Origin of the sequence: Pradoshia sp. D12 (assembly GCF_008935075.1) — a bacterium.
GTDB lineage: Bacteria > Bacillota > Bacilli > Bacillales > Pradoshiaceae > Pradoshia.
Map to the genome: position 1 here is coordinate 2693542 of NZ_CP044545.1, position 24031 is coordinate 2717572.

Annotated in this window: 23 protein-coding genes and 1 riboswitch; of the genes, 6 read left to right on the plus strand and 17 right to left on the minus strand. The window is 36.8% G+C overall.

Translation table 11 applies throughout. The annotated features are described in order from the left end of the window. Positions 1-46: 46 nt before the first annotated feature. The gene (locus F7984_RS12915; RefSeq protein ID WP_066104742.1) at positions 47-1021 is read right to left on the minus strand and encodes a cation diffusion facilitator family transporter; all 975 of its coding nucleotides are present in this window, start codon (positions 1019-1021) and stop codon (positions 47-49) included. Positions 1022-1383: 362 nt separating this feature from the next. Here F7984_RS12915 and F7984_RS12920 point away from each other — a divergent pair, with 362 nt between their 5' ends. Both F7984_RS12920 and F7984_RS12925 read left to right on the plus strand, forming a co-directional pair. Then, positions 1384-1812: a MarR family winged helix-turn-helix transcriptional regulator gene (locus F7984_RS12920; protein ID WP_175354269.1), complete on the plus strand. Its 429-nt coding sequence runs from the start codon at positions 1384-1386 to the stop codon at positions 1810-1812. Between the two features lie 14 nt (positions 1813-1826). Next, a complete protein-coding gene (locus tag F7984_RS12925; RefSeq protein ID WP_066104746.1) occupies positions 1827-3020 on the plus strand; it encodes an MFS transporter in 1194 nt (397 codons plus the stop codon). Positions 3021-3412: 392 nt separating this feature from the next. Here F7984_RS12925 and F7984_RS12930 read toward each other — a convergent pair whose 3' ends face one another. From F7984_RS12930 to F7984_RS12990, 15 genes are all read right to left on the minus strand, one after another. After that, on the minus strand, positions 3413-4435 hold the full coding sequence (locus F7984_RS12930; protein WP_140462052.1) for a LacI family DNA-binding transcriptional regulator: 1023 nt from the start codon (positions 4433-4435) through the stop codon (positions 3413-3415). A 26-nt stretch (positions 4436-4461) separates the two neighbouring features. Continuing rightward, the gene (locus F7984_RS12935) at positions 4462-5277 is read right to left on the minus strand and encodes a carbohydrate ABC transporter permease (protein WP_139892441.1); all 816 of its coding nucleotides are present in this window, start codon (positions 5275-5277) and stop codon (positions 4462-4464) included. Beyond that, positions 5277-6137 carry a carbohydrate ABC transporter permease gene (locus tag F7984_RS12940; RefSeq protein ID WP_139892442.1) on the minus strand — a complete coding sequence of 287 codons (861 nt, stop codon included), beginning with the start codon at positions 6135-6137 and terminating at the stop codon, positions 5277-5279. The genes F7984_RS12935 and F7984_RS12940 overlap by 1 nt, the downstream gene beginning before the upstream one ends. A gap of 116 nt (positions 6138-6253) precedes the next feature. After that, complete coding sequence (locus F7984_RS12945) at positions 6254-7543, minus strand: ABC transporter substrate-binding protein (RefSeq protein ID WP_066104760.1); 1290 nt, start codon at positions 7541-7543, stop codon at positions 6254-6256. Between the two features lie 399 nt (positions 7544-7942). Beyond that, positions 7943-8053: a DUF6440 family protein gene (locus F7984_RS12950; protein WP_257469147.1), complete on the minus strand. Its 111-nt coding sequence runs from the start codon at positions 8051-8053 to the stop codon at positions 7943-7945. 801 nt (positions 8054-8854) lie between these two features. Beyond that, complete coding sequence (locus tag F7984_RS19115) at positions 8855-9022, minus strand: hypothetical protein (RefSeq protein WP_192796808.1); 168 nt, start codon at positions 9020-9022, stop codon at positions 8855-8857. Next, on the minus strand, positions 9019-9936 hold the full coding sequence (locus F7984_RS12955; RefSeq protein ID WP_066104763.1) for a hypothetical protein: 918 nt from the start codon (positions 9934-9936) through the stop codon (positions 9019-9021). The genes F7984_RS19115 and F7984_RS12955 overlap by 4 nt, the downstream gene beginning before the upstream one ends. A gap of 415 nt (positions 9937-10351) precedes the next feature. Beyond that, positions 10352-11605 carry a S8 family peptidase gene (locus F7984_RS12960; RefSeq protein ID WP_139892445.1) on the minus strand — a complete coding sequence of 418 codons (1254 nt, stop codon included), beginning with the start codon at positions 11603-11605 and terminating at the stop codon, positions 10352-10354. 472 nt (positions 11606-12077) lie between these two features. After that, positions 12078-13304, minus strand: a complete 1227-nt coding sequence (locus F7984_RS12965) for a helix-turn-helix domain-containing protein (protein WP_066104769.1) — start codon at positions 13302-13304, stop codon at positions 12078-12080. A gap of 192 nt (positions 13305-13496) precedes the next feature. Then, positions 13497-13622, minus strand: a complete 126-nt coding sequence (locus F7984_RS19580; protein WP_257469149.1) for a hypothetical protein — start codon at positions 13620-13622, stop codon at positions 13497-13499. 77 nt (positions 13623-13699) lie between these two features. Next, a complete protein-coding gene (locus tag F7984_RS12970; protein WP_066104773.1) occupies positions 13700-15181 on the minus strand; it encodes a nicotinate phosphoribosyltransferase in 1482 nt (493 codons plus the stop codon). A 17-nt stretch (positions 15182-15198) separates the two neighbouring features. Continuing rightward, on the minus strand, positions 15199-15744 hold the full coding sequence (locus F7984_RS12975) for a cysteine hydrolase family protein (RefSeq protein WP_140462051.1): 546 nt from the start codon (positions 15742-15744) through the stop codon (positions 15199-15201). Positions 15745-15902: 158 nt separating this feature from the next. Next, positions 15903-17534, minus strand: a complete 1632-nt coding sequence (locus F7984_RS12980) for an ABC-2 family transporter permease (RefSeq protein ID WP_140462050.1) — start codon at positions 17532-17534, stop codon at positions 15903-15905. Positions 17535-17537: 3 nt separating this feature from the next. Next, on the minus strand, positions 17538-18323 hold the full coding sequence (locus F7984_RS12985; RefSeq protein WP_066104780.1) for an ABC transporter ATP-binding protein: 786 nt from the start codon (positions 18321-18323) through the stop codon (positions 17538-17540). A 142-nt stretch (positions 18324-18465) separates the two neighbouring features. Further along, a complete protein-coding gene (locus tag F7984_RS12990; RefSeq protein ID WP_066104782.1) occupies positions 18466-19566 on the minus strand; it encodes a methionine biosynthesis PLP-dependent protein in 1101 nt (366 codons plus the stop codon). Between the two features lie 183 nt (positions 19567-19749). Then, a riboswitch (SAM riboswitch) is annotated at positions 19750-19854 on the minus strand. Between the two features lie 133 nt (positions 19855-19987). Here F7984_RS12990 and F7984_RS12995 point away from each other — a divergent pair. After that, entirely contained in the window at positions 19988-21031 is a 1044-nt protein-coding gene (locus F7984_RS12995) for a M42 family metallopeptidase (protein ID WP_066104788.1), read from the plus strand. A gap of 47 nt (positions 21032-21078) precedes the next feature. Here F7984_RS12995 and F7984_RS13000 read toward each other — a convergent pair whose 3' ends face one another. Beyond that, positions 21079-21921 (minus strand): patatin-like phospholipase family protein, encoded by an 843-nt coding sequence (locus F7984_RS13000; RefSeq protein WP_066104791.1) that lies wholly within the window; start codon positions 21919-21921, stop codon positions 21079-21081. Positions 21922-22126: 205 nt separating this feature from the next. On the opposite strand from F7984_RS13000, the gene F7984_RS13005 reads away from it, so the two are divergent. From F7984_RS13005 to F7984_RS13015, 3 genes are read left to right on the plus strand one after another with little or no spacing between them, the layout of a single operon-like run. Then, positions 22127-22498, plus strand: coding sequence for a GntR family transcriptional regulator (locus F7984_RS13005; RefSeq protein WP_066104793.1), 372 nt, complete (start codon positions 22127-22129; stop codon positions 22496-22498). Positions 22499-22510: 12 nt separating this feature from the next. Continuing rightward, the gene (locus F7984_RS13010; RefSeq protein ID WP_066104796.1) at positions 22511-23200 is read left to right on the plus strand and encodes an ABC transporter ATP-binding protein; all 690 of its coding nucleotides are present in this window, start codon (positions 22511-22513) and stop codon (positions 23198-23200) included. Continuing rightward, a complete protein-coding gene (locus tag F7984_RS13015) occupies positions 23197-24030 on the plus strand; it encodes a hypothetical protein (RefSeq protein ID WP_140462049.1) in 834 nt (277 codons plus the stop codon). Before F7984_RS13010 ends, F7984_RS13015 begins: the two co-directional genes overlap by 4 nt. Position 24031: the final 1 nt, after the last annotated feature.

Genomic DNA, 24031 nt, shown 5'->3' on the forward strand with positions numbered 1-24031 from the left:
AAACAAAAGCGCTTGAGACATATACCCGTCATCAAGCGCTTTGTTTTTATTCTGCTGGCAATTTCTCAGCTTGGTTCCAATTTACCAGGCCATCGTCTTCATCGAATTCGATCATGACATCAACAACGCCCTTTTCCGCTAAGATTTGCTTTTTAAGACGATCTTTAATATCGTCCATATCGGCAACCGTTAAAGACAGATCAATTTCGACACAGACTTCTACATGAAAATCCTCGCCCTCTTTAATTACGACTACCTTCTGAACATCCTTGATATCTTTATCAAGAAGAACCAGATCGCCAATATATTGCTCCATCAGTTCATCAGCTTCACCAAGGGCACCTGCTGCATTGTCGAAGAATACTTTACCAACTACAAATAACATCATCATGCCGATAAGAATGGAGGCAATTCCTTCAGCTGCGTGTAGGTTTGTTAAATGTGATATGACAATCGCGATGATCGCTAAAACCCCACCTGAAGTAGCAACTAGGTCTTCCAAAAACACTAGCCTAGTTGCAGGCTTCGCTTTACCAAAATAGGTGAAGCTTTTATATAAGAAAGACAAGCCTTTCGCTTCCACTCCGACTTCATGCATAATTTCCTTCATTGCTTTAACTAAAACAAAAACTTCGAGAATTACACTGATGGCTAAAACACCGATACTCACCCAAAAATAACTAGATTCACTAGGGTGTAAAATATGCATATATCCTTCTTTTATCGTTTCATAAGACATGATTCCTACTATTAATACCGCTCCCAAAAGAACCAAATTTACCAAGCGGCCAAATCCATTGGGAAAACGTTCGGTCGGTGCTTTTTTACTTAACGCTGACCCAATAAACACAAAGAATTGGTTAGCTGAATCTCCCAAACTATGAAGTGTCTCCGCGAATAATGCCACATTACCAGTAAACATATAAGCTGCACCTTTAATAATAGATATCACTAAGTTGACGATTGCTGCTGTAATTGCGCTTGTATTTCCTTTTTTTAGTAACTGAAATAATTCACCCATAGACCCTACTCCTTCAATTCAAAATAGATACATGCAGATAGAAAAACTAGATATGTAAAGATTAGGCTAGCCTCTGTAATGAAAACTAGTAAGCTATTCCATTAAGACGAGGATTTTAAAAAAATATAAAACATTTTGGATCACACTTCATTTAATTCCTATGTTTGAATTTTCTTCTTCACCTCCTAATCCCTTATCTGTTAATCTCAATTATCTCATCATTTTATTCCCCATCTCTAGTGTATTTACACTAATTTTGAAGAAACAATAATCCAAATGAATTTATTGGTGCTTTTTACTGGATTTATGATCAACACCGGCGTATAGTTACCTAGGTAACTATATTCGAGGTGGTGGTACAATTGTCTATTTCCGGGCACCAGTATTTTTTTCATCAATATTTGCAGACAGCTCGATTATTTACAAAACGATTGAATGATCAATTAGCCAAGCATGATTTATTCCACTCACAATGGGCTATTATTTATTATTTAAAGCACTATGGACCTTCCACCCTCGTGGATATTAGTAATTATTTGAATGTGGAAAAACCCACTATTACAAGAACCGTTACCAGACTGCAAGAGCGGGATATTATCGAGCAGATTCCAAGCGATAATAAACGGGAAAAAAGAATTCAATTAACAGAGGCAGGAAGAGAAATTTATATCACCTGCATACACCATGTCAGTGAATTTGAAGAAAAAGTAATGTCAAGTGTATCAGAGGATGAAATAAAAATTATGATGAAGATATTTGGCAAAATGCAGCATCAATTACAGCATGAATAAGGACGTGACTACAAATGGAGAAACCAAGACTTTGGACAAAAAACTTCCTATTAATCTCTTCAGCTAATTTATTTATCTTTTTAACATTTTACAGCTTAATGGTTACTTTAACACTTTATACAATTACTACTTTTCATACGAGCCAAAGTATAGCCGGACTCGCTTCAAGTATATTTGTTATCGGAGCTGTGCTAGTTAGGCCTATTGCTGGCAAAAGAATTGCCCTGGTCGGTGCAAAAAAAATGCTTACGATCAGTCTAGCCTTATTTTTAGCAGCAACTATTCTCTATTTTATGGCGTCGAGCCTTGCACTCTTACTAATCGTTCGATTAATCCACGGTATTTCATTTGGTTTCGCATCAACCGCTACAGGAACACTTGTGGCTGAAATATTACCTTTATCCAGAAGAGGGGAAGGTATGGGATATTTCGCGATGAGTACAAACCTGGCAATGGCTATTGGACCATTTCTAGGCTTAATGATCAGCAATTCCTTTTCTTATACAATTGTCTTTTCGGTTGCCGTTGTCTTTGCTTCGTTAAGTTTCATCTTCACGCTCTTCTTGAATGTTCCAAAGATGCAATTTACAGCTGAGCAAGTCAAGTCGATGAAAGGTCATAAAATAAGTGACTACTTTGAGCTGGCCGCACTGCCTATTGCTATTACAGCTGGGGTCATTGGATTTACATATTCCAGTATATTATCTTATTTAACTTCCTATTCTCAGGAGCTTAATTTAGTATCGACAGCAGGCTTCTTCTTTGTCATGTATTCTATTTGTCTAATACTGACGCGTCCATTTACGGGAAAATGGTTTGATATATACGGTGAAAATACAGTAATCTACCCCTCTCTAATTTTATACACAATCGGGTTGATCGTTTTAAGTCAGACAAGCCACAGTATTACATTGCTTTTAGCAGGCGCTATAATCGGTGTAGGGCTTGGCACTTTTCAATCCAGTGCACAAACTGTAGCAATCAAAATGACGTCTCCCCACCGGATTGGGCTCGCCACCTCCACATTCTTTGTCATGTATGACATTGGGATCGGGATCGGACCATTTGTTCAAGGATTTTATATTCCGGTTTCCGGTTATAGTGGGCTTTATTTAACAATGGCTGTTATCTCGTTTATAGCTATAGGCCTTTATTATGTAGCTCATGGTAAAAAAGCTACTCAAGCTTCAAGAGTTACTCAATATTAATTGAAAAAGTATCGATTCAGCTTATTCATAGCTTGCTTGAATCGATTTTTTCTATAAATGATGTTATTAACCATTCATCTGTATTCAATCAAGTCTTTTACATGCTTATTTCAATAAAAAAAGCTCAAAACAGCCATTTATTAGCCAAACAGATAAGAAATAATCTTATTCTATAGCTTTCTTTGAATATAATTGAGCGATTTTCCATAATAATTGAGCGAAAACAGCACTTAATTGAGGCGATTTCCCCTTTCCATATTTTTTAGTTATATAGCATACATCTCCCTAACTATTAAAATAGGATAAGCGCCTAAACGTATTGTATTTCTTTATCTCCATAACAAAAGCTGTCCAATCAGTTACTCGGTTGAATGATTGGACAGCTTTAAAATTCACTTTATGTTTCTGCAAGATTCCCGTTCAATAAATTGTGTTGCAACCGTCACTCTCTTTGGAAATGTGTTTGGATCCTTTATCTTTTCAATTAAACTTTTTGTTGCTTCAATACCAAGGCGAGATATATGTATTTCTATTGATGTCAGTGGCGGTCTCGAATGCTGAGAAAGAATTTGGTTATTAAAGCCGATAATGGAAAGGTCTCTTGGTACATGGATATTGAGTTTTTCCAAATAACTTAATATTTCATATCCGGTCAAATCATCTTGGGCAATGATAGCTGTTGGCATGGGATTGTAGTTAATTAGATTCTTTAGTGATTCAAAACCTTTATCATTAAATTGATGTTCGTCAATCAGATAATCCCTGCAAAATGGTAGTCCACTCTCTTCCAGCGCCTCCCTGTATCCTTTTAAACGATCAATCGTAACAGCAAAGTTTTCATTTCCTCCAATAAATGCAATATTCTTGTGTCCCATCTCTATCAAATACTTTGTAACATCTTTAGCAACTGTCACATTATCATTATCCACATAGGTAATACTTTTTTCATGCATCAAGGGTCTTCCAATTACGATGAATGGGAAATTAACTTGCTTTAAAAACTCAATCACTTCATCATTTTTACGTGAATACAAGAGTATTAACCCGTCGACCCTTTTTCCTTGAACCATGGAAACAACTTCTTCATAGATACCTTCTTGAGTAAAACTGGTTGATAAATACAAACCATATTTTTGTTCATTCGCACTTCGGCTAATGCCACGTAGAACGACTGAGAAGAAAGGATTTTTAAATGCTTGATAGGCAGTGTCAGGCATAATTACTCCTATAGCCTGTGTACTTTTCCCAGCTAAGCTTTGAGCCTGAAAATTAGGGGTATACCCCATCAGATTCATGATTTCCCGGACTCTCCGTTTTGTTTGAAGACTGATATGCGGGCTATCTTTCAGGACTCTTGACACAGTTGACGGTGCTACATTCGCTTCTCGAGCAACATCTTTAATTGTTACATCCATCAGAGCCACCCCTCAATTCGTAAATCCTATTTCACTGCACCTTCAGCTACCCCTTTAATAATTTGTTTTTGTGCAAAGAAATATCCAATGATGACAGGAATAATGGCTAAAGTTAACCCGGCTAGAGCAAGATGCCATTGTTTTGTATATTCCCCAAAGAAGAAGAACATTTTCAATGGAAGAGTCTGCATTCCTTCCTGGTTGATGACAAGGGACGGCAATAGATAGTCATTCCAAATCCAGATCGTATTTAAAATACCGACTGTAATAGAAATTGGTTTTAGCATTGGGAAGATAATATGCCAGAAGATTTGCCATTTGTTAGCTCCATCTATAGTAGCCGCTTCATCAAGCGATTGGGATATACTTTTTAATGTTCCATGATACAAGAAAATCGACAAGCTGCAACCAAAGCCAATATACATAAAGATTAAGCCAGCACGATTCAGCATTTCAAATTTCCCAAATACCGTAATTAATGGAATCATGACGGATTGGAAAGGAATCAGCATAGCTGCCACGAAAATAAAGAATAAAAACGTACTCATCTTACTTTTATTCCGTGAGAGAGCATATGCAGCCATTGAAGAAAAGATAATAATCAGACCTACACTTACAACTGTAATTAACACGGAATTAAATAGTGTTTTCAAGAAATCCAGTTGTTCGTACGCCTCCACATAGTTGTCAAAATTAAATGCTTCCGGAAGGCTTAAGACATTCGTAAACATTTCTTTTTTTGTTTTAAGCGAATTAACAATCATGATATAGAAAGGGGAGAGCCAAATTAAGGCTAATACAATCCCAGTTATTTCTAAGGGCCAGTTATGCTTTCTGCGCATTACAATTCAACCTCCCTTTTCTTGTTGATATATACTTGTGTCAAGCTGATAGATGCGACAATCAAGAAAAAGATAACTGCTTTTGCAGAGGCATAAGCCATATCGCTTTCCTTAAATGCAGTCTGGAATATTTCCATGGCGACCATTTGTGTGGAGTTATAAGGTCCCCCAGCTGTTAAGCTTAAGTTTTGATCATATAATTTAAACGTATTGGACAGCGTCAAGAACATACTAACGGTAAATGCCGGTGCTACGAGCGGGAATATGATTGCGCGTAGTTTTTGGAAATAGCTCGCCCCGTCAATCTCGGCAGCTTCAGTTAATTCTTCTGGAACACCCTCAAGATACGAAATATAGATAATCATGATATAACCGGCCATTTGCCAGCTCATCAGGATGACTAATCCCCAGAATCCAGTATTTGTAGTCGACAACCAGCCTTGTAAACCTTCATAGCCAAGGGCCACACCAACTGCGTCAAATGCTTTCGTGAAAATAAACTGCCAAATGAACCCTAAAATCAGTCCACCAATCAAGTTTGGCATAAAGAAGATTGTACGTAAGATATTATTTGATTTAATTTTTGAGGTTACAATTAAGGCTAAAACTAAACCGATCACATTGATTAAAATAATCGATACGATAGAAAACTTAACTGTGAACCACAAAGCGTCCATGAATTCTTTTTCTTGGAATATACCAATATAGTTTTGAAAACCAACAAAAGCGGTTGTTTGAATTCCATTCCAGTCCGTAAATGAGTAAAATACACCAAGTGCCAGTGGCACGAGTACGACAAGAAATAGCGATACTAGAACCGGTGTAAGGAATAACCAGTAGGAAAAACTGCGAGTACGCATTATTACCCCTCCAAAATTGTGACAAAATTTATGACCTCATCCATTATCTATGTAGCAAAACAAAGTAGCCCAACACTACTTTGTTTTGCAGTTCTATCACATATACGTAAAGGATATTAGCGTGATTCAGACCAAGATTTTTGAGATTCTTTGACTAGCTCATCCCAAGACATTTCATCACTTAAATATTTTTGTATGTTTACACCCAATTTATCTTCGCCCCAACCAGTTGGATAGCCCATAAATACCCATCCAATTGTTTTTCCTTCAGTCGCATAATCATATACTTCTCTAGATATTGGGTCTGCGATTTTACTAGAATCATATCCTTTGTAAGCAGGAATGAAGCTGAAATCTTCAAGAACTGTCTTTTTACCTTCTTCAGATGTATATAACCAATCCAAGAAGTCTTTAGATGCTTCAATAACTTTCTCATCATTGTTGCTGTTTACTCCCCAGTACATTGGAATACCAACTGGTAGAGAATCTTCTTTATAACTTTCTACAGGAATTGGTAGAATACCAACTTTTTCTTGAGCAAATTCTTCATCAATTCCGGCGATGGAACCATATACCCAGTTACCTTGTTGAATCATAGCTACCTTTCCAAGTGAGAAGTTTTCTTCTACTTGCTGTGAGTAATCAAGGCTAACAGTTGGCTGAATAGAATATTTATTGGATAAATCAATGTATGTTTTATATTGATCTCCATATTTAAAATCAACCTTGTCAGATTTGTAAGCATTCATAATATTTTCTTCAAATTCTGGAGAGATAAAGACGTTGGAAGCATGCAACCCGGTAATCCATTTTTCTTTTCCTGGTAAAGCAAATACTGCTTTAATACCAAGATCGTCTTTTTTGGTATCGATTGTTTTAACCGCCTCTTCAAGCGCTTTCATTGTTCTGATTTCTTCTGCTTTAATACCAGCTTTTTCAAAGACTTCTTTGTTATAAAGCAAGCCGTATCCTTCCTGGTTATATGGAAGACCAAGGATTTTATCATCTGTAGTTACACCATCTAGAGTTCCATCTAGTGCTTCTTTGGATGCTTTTGTATCGGATAAATCAGCTAGTTTATCTTTCCAATCTGCAACATCCTGCGGTCCGCCAACATTATAGATAGCAGGTTCCTTGCCTGAAGCAAATTTAGATTTTAAAGAAGCACCATAATCTTCCCCGCCACCAACTGTAGTAATATTAATTTCTACACCTGGATTTTCTTTTTCATATTGTTCGGCTACATCTTCAAATTGATCCTTGAATTCCACTTTAAACTGAAATACATCAATTGTTACCTTATCTTTGCTATCGGAGGAAGAGCTCTCAGATGAGCATCCCGTTAAGACAGCTGCTGCCAATAGTGAAGCTGATAAAGCACCCGCATACCATTTTTTTTGTTTCATTCTTTTACCTCGCTTCTCTCTTTATGTTTGGTTCAAGTAAACGTTTTCTATAAATATGTAAAAGACCAGTGACCTTATTCTTAAAAACTATTAATTTTCCACTTTACGAAAACGTTTGCACAAACCTTTCTTTTCCAATTTAACATATGAATGTAATATCTCAAACCTTTTTTTACTCATTTACCTATTTAATCATATAAATTATCCTGAAAAGTCAAATAATATTCACTTTTTGCGCAAACGATTTCATCTATGACTTGTCAATATTGTGAGACCAAAAAATGATTAAACTCTTTGCAACCAAAGAACGAGTGAATCAAATGGTTTTAAGTACATTTTAGATTAACGGTTAAATATATGTGTAAAAAAAGCCACCTCCATAAGGAAGTGGCCGACGCATTATTCCACTGAAGTACCAGACTCAGGTATAAAATCTTTATTAACTAAAGGTTTTCCATCTTTATCAACCATAACAGTTAATCCAGAAATAAGGCCGTTATAATGAAACATATATAGGACTCCTGTCTCATTATCACGAATTATTTTAGTAACCTCCATTTTCCTTGAGTATAAACATCCTCAAAACGTTTATTTATCACTATAACGCACTCCTTTTTTCGGTTTGTTGAAGCAGCTATCTCTATCTATAACTACTACAAAATGGTAATTGAGTCTTTTGTATTGAGCAACATACGAAAACAGCCATTGAAAAAGAACATCTTTGAAAAGCACGTTCTTTTATTACTATTTATACTAATCTTACAATCGATATGTTAGCCCCTGTCCCCTGTTTCCACAGAGACCGTACCTACTAATTGGAGAGAAATAGTCGAACCTTTCAGTTAAAGGGAGGCTTACCTCATTGGCACGTTGAAAAGATACTACTACTGACAAGGTAGATGGAACCTAGCCCAAAATGATATCTTCCAATTTCAGTTGCAGCATAATTTATGATATTACAGTTGTCCTAAGTGTTTGATTAACGCTATCATCCATCATAATAGAGTCTTCTGAATGTTATGGACAGCTTTTACTACAGTTTCTCTCCCCTTGCATTCAATATATGTGATAAACCCATAACTTCCATCGCTATGGAAGGCAGTAACATTTTAATGGCATCTTCCCGGTCAATTATTATACAAGGGTAATGTTTGGGTTGTTAGGTAAGGACATACTAGTCCCCTCTCTGTTTATAAATAAATTTCCCTTACGTTACTCTCTTTGGGATAAATGTGCAGGTATACGTTAGCCTCTTTTTGGCAAATAAAAAAATAGACCATCCAGTCAATAATAAAGATTGAGCGGAATGGACTACTTTTTAAACACCTTTTTCTCAATTGCATAACCATATTCGGCTCTCGGCTTTATTTCAATAACTTTACACTCTTTAGTGATACTCAACATTTTTGGCGATTGTCTATATTTTTCAGCACGATATTTGGCTTTGTCCATAATATAATCAGTCAATCCAATACTCACCTCTCCATAATTTCACAATCAGTTTCATAAAAATGACCACAGGCTGCTTTTTTTTCAATCCAGATGGCATATTCTATGTTTTCCAGACGATCAGATAAGGCATGATGAAGTATATACATGCATTGCTGGTCAATAGCATCAAACTCATGAGTATAACTCCAAAGAACCGTTACAAGGACGGTGTCAAAATGCTGATACGTATAAATCATGGAGTTTTTTGATGGTCCATATACAGTCGTTTGTTTATTCTTTATACAAGGCTTATCTTTATCTGCTGATATATAAGCCTGGTGTTTCCATTCTTCCGGTAAAGCCTGCCACTCATATACCCCCCAATTGATTCCTATCCTAACCTGCTCCCAGTATTCCTCCGCCATTATTTCCAGATAGAAAGCCAGTGCCTCTTTATAATCTGCCCAACCGGCTTGTTCATTATAGAAACGGTAGAGACTCATTTTATTGTTTTCGGCATAGATATTAGAAATGATTTTTAACCGTGCATATTGAAAAATTTCGACAGGGACTTGTTCCTCCAAAGGATCTTCATCCTCCAGCTCTATCTCAAACTGAAATAATCTGAAGCTCTTTAAACTCCTCGTTGCTAAAGGCACAAATAGAAATAGTAGTATCCAAATAATCAGCAACAACAGCCCTCTTCCAATAATCCGATTTGCATCTGATGTTACTATATTGGTCATCAATGCTACGAACCAACCTTTATCAAGGTTAGACAATTCTGTTACCATGAGCAGTTGTATCGGATTCATCAAGACTTCCTGATATGCCATCACTAAACTTGCCAATGTCCAGCCGGCAATACTAACTAACCCCAATTGATAAAAATAAAGCATTCCTTTCTTGGCTATCGAGCGAAATAACTCTACGCATCCTTTCATTCGAAACCATTTTTTCATTATCATCAATTCCTTTATAAGGATTTTGCTAATGGCAACTACCTAAAGGGGGATAGTAATGAATAATTAAATAGTGTAATTGTTTCGTTGTATCTGATATATCAGTCGGCTTTCAGACTCAGTTGGCTGGATTTCCGTCCAGTTCGGCTGGATTCTGTTCCATTTTGGCTGGATTCTGCTATTTATATACTCGCTTTGGCTAATTTCAGCTCCACGTCAGCAGATTTTCCTCTGCTTAAGATGAATTCCCCACAAGTTTTGTTGTTTTACATCATTTTTTTATACTTCATCTGGAAACACCTCCTAGTTTTGCAGATTCCATTGAATTCCAGATCAGATTAATCCACTCTCTCAATTAATCCTATTATCAATCAGCCTCCCAAAAATCGGGAGGCTGATTCGTAAGTTTCAATTATTATTGTACTCTTGCAAAACCGAAACCGGATGCGTAATCATCACCTGTAGCGGCTCCATATCCACCTTTAATATCAACTAACTTCGCACGTCTTTGTAATTCCGCGCGTAGCTGTGTATGAGAGTATCCTGTATTGGAAGCCCATATTTTTGCTGCCAATCCGGATACATGCGGTGTTGCCATTGAGGTTCCACTGATTGTATTATATCCACCCGTATGCCAGGTTGATTCAACTGCAGAACCTGGAGCAGAGATTTCAACATCCTTTAAGCCAATTACATAATCACCATCTGTGGATGGGTTACCTCTGGAAGAATAGTTAGCCACACGGTATGTTCCATTTTGCTGAACATTCTCAAGAGCTGCCACAGCCACTACATTCGCCAAAGCACCCGGATATCCGATTGTATTGGCAGAATAGCCGCTATTACCAGCTGCCGCAATAATTAGAACACCTTTTCCATAAGCATATGTTACAGCACTGCTAATGAGAGAGTTATTAGAGCTGGAACCAAGTGACATTGAAATAATTACTTTTGAACCTGTAGAGGATGCTTGGTCTGCCGCATGTCTAATTGCTGCTGCTATATCATCTGAATAACCAGATCCATCGTCACCCAAAACTTTATAGGCCCATACTTTGGATTGAGGGGCAACCCCATATACGCCAGTACCATTGCCAGCCACTGTTCCGGCTACATGGGTACCATGACCATTCCCATCAGCACAGGAGCCATTCACAACCGTGCTGCTTGTTTGAGTGAAATCCTTACATTGTTCAATATTGGATGAAAGACTCGCATGCGTTTTTAACACGCCTGTGTCTAAAACTGCTACTTTAATTCCACTGCCGCCTGATGTAGAAGTAAGAGAGCTATTATTATAGATTGCTTTAATTCCCCATGGCACTCGGGTTGTAGGTGCAGAAGTAGCTTTTTCTATAGCAGTTGCAGCAATTTTAAATTCAGGTACTTTTTCTACTTCGATATTTTTATTTTCCAATAGTTTCTGATATTCTTTTTCAGAAACATCTGTCGTAAATCCTTGGTTGCTGAAGTCTCGGTGTGTCCCCATATTTTTCTTTACTTTTGTTTTTTCTGACTGAGATCCCTGAATCAGAACACGATAGGTTTTCTCTGAGCTGACATCCTTTGCCTTTGCAGTCGACCTATCCTCAGCATTTGTTCCTGAGCCAAAAGATAAAGCCATTGATACACTTAGGACAACTCCAGCAAATATCTTCCTTTTTTTCATCTTTCAGTCTCCTCTCGTTTTTTGAATTTTCTGTGAACTTTTCTTGTTGTATCGTTATTATAGTGGCTATTTTTTTCTTTGAACACGGAACAAATTAACTATTAATTCAGAATTATTATTTTCTATTTTGTCAAATAAAAAAACTTTCCCAAGTTATCAGATTAGTTTTTGTGACAAATTACTATATTTTTTGCGCTTTTTCTTACCTATCGACATTTTTCTATCCTATTTGCGACCTATTTGGCGATTAATACAAACGGGTGTTTGTACCTAGTAGAATTATATTTTCCCAATAAAATTTATGTAAATTTTCAGATAATTTAATAATCCACTAAATTAATTATGCAAAAATGAAAACAAAAAAGAACTGATTGATTGGACAATCAGTCCTTTTGACCCTCTCTAAAATGACACCATTTATACGATTGGCGGCAAAATGGGAGCTTTTCTTTTCATCTATTCTCCTCCTTAACTAGTAGTCTGTATAAATATATTGCAAGGCTTTCTGAAACTTTCCTGATTTCTTATAATAATCTGCCAAAATTTTACTAACACTGCGAATATCATTATAATGAGATTCCCCATTATATAGATAAGGAAGGGTATACTCTTCTAAATAGCTAATCGCTCTTTCTTCTTCCCCCTGAATCATATATAAATAATAATTGGGCAGCATTTGATATATTTTAGACCCGGTTTCTTGAGCTTTCTTCTTTAAGTGATGTAAATACTCTTTCGCCTGTTCCCATTCTCCCAAATAATAAGAGGTTTCTGCCAAAGCATAAAGGCTCACCATAGAAGATTGGGCATTCTCCGCTTCACAATTTACAGCTTTATAATAATAGTCTCTTGCTTCACTCAGCTCTCCTTTTTTCTGCTTTAAATAGCCAATATTATGATAGGCAATCGATAAAGTTGCCGATTCATTTAGGATCTCAGCATTTCTTTTCAAATGTTTATAGCACTCTGCTGCCACCTCATAAATGCCTGTATCGGTATAACTAATGCCGAGAATCACAAGCGTGTGCATAATTCGCTTTATATTATATTGGGCAGTAAAGGCATTTAGTGCCTCGTTAGCATAGAAGATAGCATGCCCATGCTGTTCCATATGACATTTAGCAAGTGCCAAATGATAATAAACATCCGCAGAAACACTCATCCCATCCCTGCTTGCAGAAACTAATTCCTCTAAAACTTCATTGGCCTGTCTGTACTTATTTTGGATGAGCAGACAAATAGCATGATAATAATGAAGCAAATATAGCTCCTGATAATTTAAATTCTTCTTATGTTTATCAAGCCATTTATAGTGTTGAATGGCTTTTTTAGTATCCTTAATAAATAATAAATATCTCATTTTATACAATTCATATAAAAATAAATGTGGTGTATAGGCAATGAAATCTACCAAACTATCTAACTTCCGATCAATCTCTTTTGCCTCTTCAATCTGAAAATAATTGATGCATTCAATCCATTCATCCAGCAATCTTTTCACCGTATTATTTTGTTCATAAACATTCGTTAAGTCTGCTCCTAAACGTTGTAATAATAAATGGATAGTTTGGTCATTTGCTTCCTTCTCATTATGTTCAATCTTACTTAGATGAGGTACAGAACATATGCCTTCGACCAGCTCACTTTGAGTTAATCCCTGCTTAGTCCGATAATATTTAATCAACGAACCTACTTTCATGCACCCACCCTCTTCCATTTGTTTCCAATATTATATATTTAAAAGTCAAGTTCTAACATACATCCTGAAACCTATTTTTATAATTTTCGTTCCCCTCATTTCATCATTTACCGACATTCAGTCTGATATTATAGCGGATTTTAGTCAGTAAAAATAAAAACCTGGCTATATGCCAGGTTCATTAAATATTTCTTAGCCACATTCATTCTTTTTCAGCATGGTTCGCCGTTTGCGTAATCTTATCCCTTTAATTCTAACTTGTTCTAAATCATTCGGAAGGATATTACGATACTCACGAAATAATTGTCTCCATTTCAAGGTATAAGCACTCCCTTCCTAAAATTTATTTTGAAAGCAAAAAATCCACCTTGTCTATTGGCAAGGTGGATTGCTGATTATCTCCAGTTTTTCACTTCAGCTTCTGTTTTTCTCACGTGTTCCATTATTTCCTGAATACGAACCCGTTTATTTTCCCAGCATTTTGGACTTAGATCAACCGGATATTTTTCCGGATTAAGGAACCGTTTATATTCATCCCAAAGCAAGTCCAGGTTATCCTTTGCAAATTGTTGAATAACCGTCAAGTCTGGTGTTTTATACACTAATTGCCCATCCACAAAGATGTTTTCATGCAGTGGTACTGCATCAAAATTTGTTACTTCCTTGCTAATGAAGGTATGTACAGGATGGAACATAGTCAATATTTTCTCAGAAGCAGGATTTTCATATTCAAGTGTAATATAATCCCCTTCCGATTTATTTGTTTCCTTATTAATAATCCGATACACATTCTTCATGCCAGGAGTAGTTACTTTTTCAGGATTTGCACTGATTTTGATCGTATCAACCATATCGCCGTTTTCATCTTCAATGCTGACCATTTTATATACAGCTCCTAAAGCTGGCTGGTCATAGGCCGTGATCAGTTTGGTTCCGACACCCCACATATCAATTTTGGCTCCCTGTGCTTTCAGATTCAGGATTGTTGCTTCATCTAAATCATTGGAAGCCGTAATTAATGTATCTGTGAAGCCTGCTTCATCAAGCATTTTTCGTGCTTTCTTAGACAAGTAAGCTAAATCCCCGCTATCCAAACGAATGGCTTTAAAATTAATTTTATCGCCCATTTCCTTTGCTACTCGTATGGCAGTTGGCACACCTGATTTTAATGTATCAAAGGTGTCAACAAGGAATGTGCAATCATAATGTGATTCTGCATATTTGCGGAAGGCTGTGTATTCATCCCGATAAGCCTGAACAAGCGCATGTGCATGAGTTCCTACTACCGGAATGCCGAATTTCTTGCCAGCTCTGACATTGCTGCTTGCCTGAAATCCTCCGATATAAGCGGCTCTTGTTCCCCAGATAGCCGCTTCCGTTTCCTGTGCTCTCCTTGTACCAAATTCAAACAGGGATTCACCGCCAGTTACTACACTCAGACGTGATGCTTTTGTTGCAATAAGAGTTTGGTAATTAATAATATTCAATATTGCTGTTTCAACCAGCTGAGCTTCTGCAAGCGGAGCCTCAATTCGCATTAAAGGCTCATTTTCGAAAACGAGCTCGCCTTCTTTCATGCTTCTGATGGTACCTGTAAAACGCAGTTCTTTTAAATATTCAAGGAATACTTCGTCATACTTAAGCTCTTCCCTTAAATATTGAATATCACTCTCTGTAAATTTTAAGTCTTTAATATATGTAATCACCCGTTCAAGTCCGGCAAATATGGCATAACCGTTCTTAAATGGGTTGCGCCTGAAATACACATCAAATACCGCTTTTTTATTATGAATCCCATCTTTAAAATAGGTTTCCATCATATTAATTTGGTATAGGTCTGTATGCAAAGCAAAGCTGTCGTCCGGATAATGTGTCATCAAACTTCCTCCTTCAATTACAAAACACTGGCTCCCAGCGTATTTTCAAAATGGGATAAGGCCCACTCATGACCTGCTTCATTAAAGCTCGCCACTCCATTTTTATGTATTACTATTTTAAACCCTTTATTATAGGCATCCACTGCTGTATGCAAAATACAGATATCTGTACAAACTCCTACTAAATGTAATTCCGTGATTCCGCGTTCACGCAATTTAATTTCCAAATCAGTACCAGCAAAGGCAGAGTATCGTGTTTTATCAATCCATAGCAGGTTCTCTTGTCCAATATTAGTATTATACACATTTTGAAGATTTCCAAATAATAAACGACCTTCGGTACCACGTATATTATGCGGTGGGAATAATTTACTTTCAGGGTGAAATGGATCATTCTCATCGTGTACATCAATAGCAAATACAACAAAATCTTTGTCCTCAATGAATCTTTTTGTTAAAGAAACAATGTACTCTTCAATTTCCTTTCCAGGTTTACCGCATGTTAATTTGCCAGCATCTGCTACAAAATCATTTGTATAATCTATATTGATTAAAGCTTTCATCTCTCCACTCCCCTATCCATTTTCCATCAAATCCGCTTATCGTACGTATAGAATATCAAATTGTATTACAAAATGCCTACTTTGATTTTAAAGAAAGTCAACCACCAATAAAATAAACAGCGCTTTTTGATACGAACACAGTGGTTATTAAAATCGTATCAATCCTTTAAATCTTTAAAGTCGACCCTAAATCCATATCGCCATACAAGAATAGCTGTGATCAGCAAGACTCCCCCATATCCATATAAACCATACTCAACCTTGCTTATAAGAAAGTGAAAACCTGCAAATACGCCAAGAATGAAAAGCAGGAAAACGGTCTTAATCCCCTCATTCTCCTGTGTTGCAGAAGTTGGTTTAGAAAATGGCAATATAATTGTATATGTCCTGAACGACAGGACTGCCATTATAAATAACGTAAAGAGACCAATCAATAGATCCCAAAAGATAGCACTTCCATATATAAGAATAAATAGAAAGCTATATGCCAAATAGATGGGAAGAACATACTTGGCCATAACCGCATTCCATGTACCTATAAAGATAGACTTAGCACTCTGTAATGGAGAGGCCCTGTATATCCATGCTCCTTTATATGAATCGGTATATCGGAGTGCAATAGCAATAGTTGGAATCATAAGCGCACTGAAATAAATTGTATAATAACCGCTGCCATTTTGAATACCTTTCCATCCATTTTCCCCGAATTGATTGAGTAGTGTAATAAACGGAAAAATAATAACCATTCCAATAGATGGATATACCTTCAGTTTAAACGCCTGTTCGTTTTTCATGAGGTTTTTTGCGAAATGATAAAAGACTCGTTCTTCTTTATTTCGTAATAGGAACATTGAAAAATGACTGCGTTTCTTTTTCGATAAGGCTCCTGTATGATTAGTTAACTTTTGTAAATACTGCTCAAAGTTTTGAACATTTTTAATATAAATAATGACAGAAACAAGCGGTACAATTACAGCCAAGCTGATTAAGAGAATATATTGCCATGCAAAATTCCCATTTAGTATTACCTCAAAGGGAGCGGCATACCAAATAGGCGCAAGAATATAGCTCCACCAAGTTGGTGTAAATTCTACTTGCCTATCTACAAGGTCAAATATCCTTACCGTTAGTTGATAGCCAACAATCATTAAAATAGACAAGGAGATTTGTACATAACTGATAAAATCCTTTAATTTCTCTCCATCAAAATACTTTAAAATAACCAAGTAGATTAAAGCAGTAAGCAAGACTATCCATATATCAATCAATATAATGACCAGCAAAAATAACAGACTAAAGCCAATTCCTTGAGTAACAATAGCAGCAATGAACGCAGGCGCAATAAAAATAAGGGTTATTGTGCCAAGGTAAATAATAATATGTATCAGCTTTGCCACCGAGACCGTTCTCCCATCAACCGGTCTAGACAATAAAATAGACTGATCCCGTATATCAAGCATCACATGGGAAAAATCAGATATTAAAGATGTAATGATAAAAAACATAAATACCGCAAACAACATACTCATTTGGAAAAAATAATTTTCACCCATAATAATAAAAGGAATCAGTATTAGACCCATAAGCGCATAAACCCATAAGGATTTTAAAAATTGATTTGAATCCTTACCTGTATTTCCAGACCCATCATTCATCAAAGTTGGAACTCTTCTGGCATCCATTGTAAGCTTAACCTGAAGAATTCTTCTCATAACCGGATAATCAATTCCCATCCACTGAAAGAGCTTTTGTCCTCTATCCAACACACGCAAACTCATAAATTTTTTCATCTATTAATCCTCTTTAACAACAGATACAATATCTTCGGCAATTGAACGATGCTGTGTAAAACCAGTTAATTGGTTAAAAATTTCTTCAAGAGTTCCTTCCTTGCCAACATCCTGTAATTCTGCAAAGCTTCCATCTGCAACAATCCTGCCTTCATGCAGTAAAATAATTCGATTGCTAATTTTCTCGACGACATCCATGATATGTGAGGAATAAAAAATAGTTTTTCCCTCGCTTGCCAGCAGTCCAAGCAATTCTTTAATGACCATAACGCTATTCGCGTCGAGACCGCTTAAAGGTTCATCTAAAAATAAAATATCCGGATTATGAAGAAGGCTTGAAATTAATAGAACCTTTTGCTTCATCCCTTTTGAATAACTATTTATTCGTGAATCATACATTTCTTCAATATTTAATAGCCTCATTAGTTTAAAAGCCTTTTGGTCAGCCTGCTCATAAGATAAGCCATAAAGCTCACCTATAAAAGTCAAATATTCACGTGCAGTCAATACATCATATAAATCTGCCAATTCAGGCACATAGCCAATTCTATTTTTATAGGTAATCCTATCCTCAGAAAGCTCTTTATCAAAGACCTTCACTGAGCCTGTATAGTCTGTAAGGAGTCCAAGCAATATTTTAACTGTGGTAGTTTTCCCCGCCCCATTGGGACCTATATAGCCAATAATTTGTCCCTTGTTTACATCAAGATTAATTCCTCGAAGTACTTCTTTCGATCCATAATGCATTTGAAGATTGCTAATAGAAATCACCAGTTCAGCCATTTTCATTCTCCCCAAAGACCCATTTTGGTATAGTATATCAAAACGGGTCGTTAATTTGCATAATTTTCTAATTTATCCTTTTTAGGTATTACTTCTGGAATCCTTCATGATGCACCTAAATGCCTGTAAAGTTCAAATTTCTAATAACCTAAACCGATAATGATTCAAAAGCTTGAATAAGATCATCAATCAAATCATTCGCATGCTCTATCCCAACAGAATAGCGCAGCAAACAATTACAGACTCCATTTTGTGTACGCACTTCCTCAGGGATATCCGCATGTGTTTGTGTAGCAGGGTACGTCATTAAACTTTCTACTCCACCCAGACTTTCAGCAAAAGATATGATGCGAAGGCTTTTTAAAAATGGATTGATCCATTCCTCTGATTTCAGCCGGAACGATATCATCCCCCCTTTACCAGGATAAAGGACATCTGTCACTTCTTCTCTTTCTCTTAAAAATCGGCTGATTATCTTAGCATTTTCCTCATGCTGCCTCATCCTTAGGCTCAATGTTTTCATTCCCCTCATCACAAGCCAGGAGTCAAATGGCGGCAGTACAGCGCCTGTTGCATTTTGATATTCTTCTAGGCGCGCACCAACCTCTTTACTCTTTGAGACAATTAATCCAGCCAATACATCATTATGTCCTGCTAAATATTTGGTGGCACTGTGGACAACAATATCTGCTCCCTGCTCAATCGGTCTTTGCAAAATGGGTGTATAAAACGTATTATCTACAAGGAGCAGTAGATTGTTAGATTGGGTCAGTTGAGCAATTTCTTTAATATCCATTTCCTGCATAAGCGGATTTGTCGGTGTTTCTATAAAGAAGGCCTTCGTATTTTCCGTAATGGATTCAGCGAAATCTTCATATGTATGGCAATAGTTAAATTTGATGCCATACGTCTTCCATATTTGCTCAAATAACCGATATGTCCCTCCATACAGATCGGCAGAGACGGCTATTTCATCACCTGGAGAAAATAAACATAGCAATGAGTGAATGGCAGCCATACCTGAACTAAAGGCAAATCCCTGTTTACCACCCTCTAGCTCGGCAATTGCTTCCTCTAATAATTTTCTGGTTGGGTTTCCTGTTCTTATGTAATCAAACCCTGTTGATTCCCCTATTCCGTTATGGCGATAGGCTGTGGAAAAATAAACTGGCGGATTAACAGTACCTGTTTGTGTTTCACTTCGATTGCCTATTTGAGCTAAGAGTGTTTCGATTTTAACTGTTGTCATATGTATGACCCCTCTCTCTTTATTAATCCCCGAAATACAGTTACTCTGATTTACCTTCATCCGGCTCTAATTTGCCATCAAAGTTACGAATTACTTACATCCACTCATTTTCCCAGTGAATAAAAATATGCTTAAAAACGAAAAAAGTCTTCAAGAAGAAGACTTTTCATTAGAGTGAGTCCCTTCTTATCGGCCAGGAATGATTGTTCCTGCAGGAATTAGCACCTTTCCATATTGGCGGTTGCTGAGACTTCACAGGGCCTGTCCCTCCATCTCTCTTGATAAGATTTTTCAGAATATTTATTTAACTATAAATTTACAGTCCTACTGCTAAAAAAGCAAGTTATTTCTGCCTTTATTGTCCAACTTTTTAACAAAGGTATATAATAAATCTATACATAAAAAGGAGTGATTCGGAACCATGAAAGCCAATGGCCAGGAAATTTTCCAGTACATAAAAGACCTTGTATCCATTCCAAGTCCGAGCGGCTATACAACGGAAGTAATTGATCATGTAGCACAGTTTTTACAATCTCAAGGAATACCTGCAGTAAAAACAAATAAAGGTGCCCTATTGGCAACAATCAAGGGACAGGATGATTCAAAGCACCGTTTTCTAACAGCCCATGTAGATACATTAGGTGCTATGGTGAAAGAAATCAAACCAAGCGGGCGTTTAAAATTATCGATGATCGGCGGATTTCGTTGGAATTCTGTTGAAGGCGAATATTGTAAAATCCATACAGCTGAAGGTAAAACGTTTACAGGGACGATTCTTTTAAATCAAACTTCTGTCCATGTTTATCAGAAAATGGGAGATATTAAACGCGAGGATGCAACGATTGAAGTTCGAATTGATGCTGTGACAAAAAGCAAGACGGATACAGAAGGTCTAGGTATTTCTGTAGGTGATTTTGTTTCCTTCGAGCCCCGTGTTGAACTGACAGACAATGGATTTATTAAATCCCGTCATTTAGATGATAAAGCGAGTGTCGGCATACTGATGTATATCATTAAACAGTTAAAAGAAGAAGGCATCACTCTCCCCTATACGACCCACTTCTTAATTTCAAATAATGAAGAAATAGGCTATGGCGGAAACTCCAACATTCCTGCTGAAACTGTTGAATACCTGGCTGTAGATATGGGAGCAATTGGAGAAGGACAATCTACGGATGAATACAGTGTTTCCATTTGTGCAAAAGATTCTAGCGGACCCTATCATTATGGCCTGCGTCAGCATTTAGTCGAATTGGCAAAGCAACACAAGATTGATTACCGTGTAGATATATATCCTTTTTACGGATCTGATGCTTCTGCTGCCATCCGTGCCGGCTATGATATCATACACGGATTAATTGGACCCGGCATTGATGCTTCACATGCTTTTGAAAGAACCCATATCAGCTCTATTGAACATACTGCCCAGTTAATCTGGAATTACTTACAATCAGAATTAGCCTAATTTCATACTAAACGTTAACCCATCACCATTTAAGTGATGGGTTTTTATTATAATAACCGTTTGATTTTTCCATAAGCAGCCTTGGCTTCAGCATATCCTTGATTGTACAGCTTTTTCAGCTTTTTAGGGTTACGCTCAACACGGCTGACATCTGATTTCACTAATGGACGAATAATGACGACAAGTCCCTTTTCTTCTTGTTCCTCCAAATAGCGGATCGTGTCATTGTAAACGATATGCCGTTTGCGAAGAGCCTTTAGCAGCCCTTGATAGTTCTTATATTTTCTTTTTCCAAGCCAATCAAGCGACGATGCTTTCATATAGCCTTTATTCCCAGTAAGCACAACGATATTTTTCGTATTCCCGTCTGCTTGAGATTTTTGTATCGGTATTGGATCGGCAACACCGCCATCCAGCAGCATTCTTCCATCATAAGAGATTTCCGGAGCAAAAAAAGGAATCGAACTGGATGCGCGCAGAATCGTTGTAATATCTTTTATTAGGTGCTCTTTTCTATAGTATACAGGTTCGCCTGTTACGCAATCTGTAACACCCACGACAAACTGTTCCTTTGCTTCACAAAAAGCCTTTATATCAAATGGGACCAGTTCATTTGGAATTTTATCAAAAATAAAGTCCATTCCAAATAATTCACGTTTCTTCAGAAAACGTTTATAGGATAGGTATTCCGGGTGTGAGACATAATCGATATTCGCCGCATAATTACGGTCTATTTGCCGTGCAATATAAGAAGAGCCATTACATGCACCAGCTGAAACACCAATTGTATATGGCACATATATATCCTGTTCCATCAAATACCTCAGAACTCCAGCTGTATATAGCCCTCTCATTCCGCCACCCTCTAGAACCAGGCCTGTATTATGCATAACAAGTAAACTCCTTCCCCAGAGAATCCTTATTATTTTGCCATGACCCTTCTTAAATAATTACACGTTTTAAAACTATTTCAGGGAATTTTTTACTATCCTATTGACAGTTTTAGTGTATTAACTGTATAGTACACATATCAAGTGTATGAACTACATAGTACACACACTAATAATTGGTTAAAAAGCCATAGGAGATGAATTAATGAACATCATCTTTAATAACCGGGATCCTGTATATTTACAAGTTGTCCGTTACTTCAAAGAACAAATAGCGACCGGTCGGCTTGCAAGCGGAGAGGAGATTCCTTCTCGACGTGAGCTTGCCAATCTTCTAAAAATAAACCCCAATACTGCTCAAAAAGCGTATAAGGAAATGGAGGAACAGGGATTGATTCACACAGAAAGAAATTTCCCAAGCCGGGTCACAACCGACAAGGTCATATTGTCAAGCGTTCGTCAGGAACTCATTGTTGAAGCCGTTGATACCTTTGTTCAGGCAATTAAACCGATTCAATTACCAGTAGATGAACTGTTGAGTATTGTCAAAGAAAAATATAATGCGGAACAAGAGTAAGGAGGGGATTTCATGTTAGAAGTAAAAAATGTAACGAAAAAATTTGGAAGAAAAAACGTATTGGATGATGTATCATTCACAGCCAACAAAGGGGAAATCACGTGTTTAATCGGTATAAACGGTGTAGGTAAAACAACGATTATGAAATCCATCATGGGCCTTACTCCTATTGATGGTGGAGAAATTCTTATAAACGGAACTAAAAGAACGAAGGATACGTATGAGAAAATCACATTTATTCCAGATACGTTCACGATGCTTTCGAACTTCACCATTATGCAGGCAATGGATTTTATGAATGATTTTTATGAGAGTTGGAACCAAGATCGCGCCGATGAATTATTGAGCTTTTTCAAATTGGATGAAAACATACGGATTTCAACATTATCTAAAGGAAATACCGCGAAAGTGAATTTGTTATTGGGATTGGCTCTGGATGTTGATTATGTTCTTATGGATGAACCATTCTCCGGTATCGATATTTTCAGCCGTGAACAAATAGCAGATGTCTTTACAAGCCACCTGATTGAAGACCGCGGTGTTATCATCACAACCCATGAAATCAACGATATTGAGCACCTCATTGATAAAGTTGTTTTGTTAAATGACGGAGTCGTTTATAAAGAATTTAATGCAGAAGAAGTTCGAAATAACGAAGGTAAGTCTGTCGTAGATGTAATGAGAGAGGTGTATAGAGGATGAATCGCTTTTTTAAGCTTGTGAATATGGAGTTAAATCGATTTACAAAAATTTTATTTGGATTGATTATTACTGTTTTTATTATACAAGTTGCCGGGTTAATCATTGAAGCTAACATCTACATGAGTGACGCTAATAAATCATTAACGAATGGTGTCCCTATAGAAGTCTTTATTGAAGAATTTGGTTATTATGGCATGGACAATTATGTGAATTCTATTTGGTTTAATGGTCCGATTGCCTTATGTGCAGGTGCCATCTTCTTATATATCTTTCTAATTTGGTACCGTGACTGGTCAGGTAAAGGATCCTTTATCTATCGTTTATTAATGATTCCTACATCAAGAATGAATATTTATTTTTCGAAATTAACAGCTATAATGCTACTTGTACTCTCACTAGTATCTATCCAATTGATACTCCTTCTAATTGAATCAAAAATTTTGAAATGGTTTATATCAGCGGATTATTTACATGAGGTATCGATTGGCAGCTTAATCAAGGGATCTCAATTTATTACGGTTATTCTCCCATCTACCTTCACAGAATTCGTTTTATATTATGGTGCAGGATTTATTGCTTTGAGCATCCTATTCACGGCCATATTGCTTGAGCGCAGCTTTAAATGGAAAGGAATCATTCTTGCCATCCTATACTGTGTAGGTGTTATAGCTGTATTATCAGCACCTATTATATTAATCGAATTATTAGAAATAGGTAATTACATTTATACATCTGAGCAAATCATCATTGTAAGCGTTACAGCCAGTATTTTAGGCATTATCTCCATTTTATTAAGCCGCTATTTATTAAATAAGAAAATAACTGTGTAAG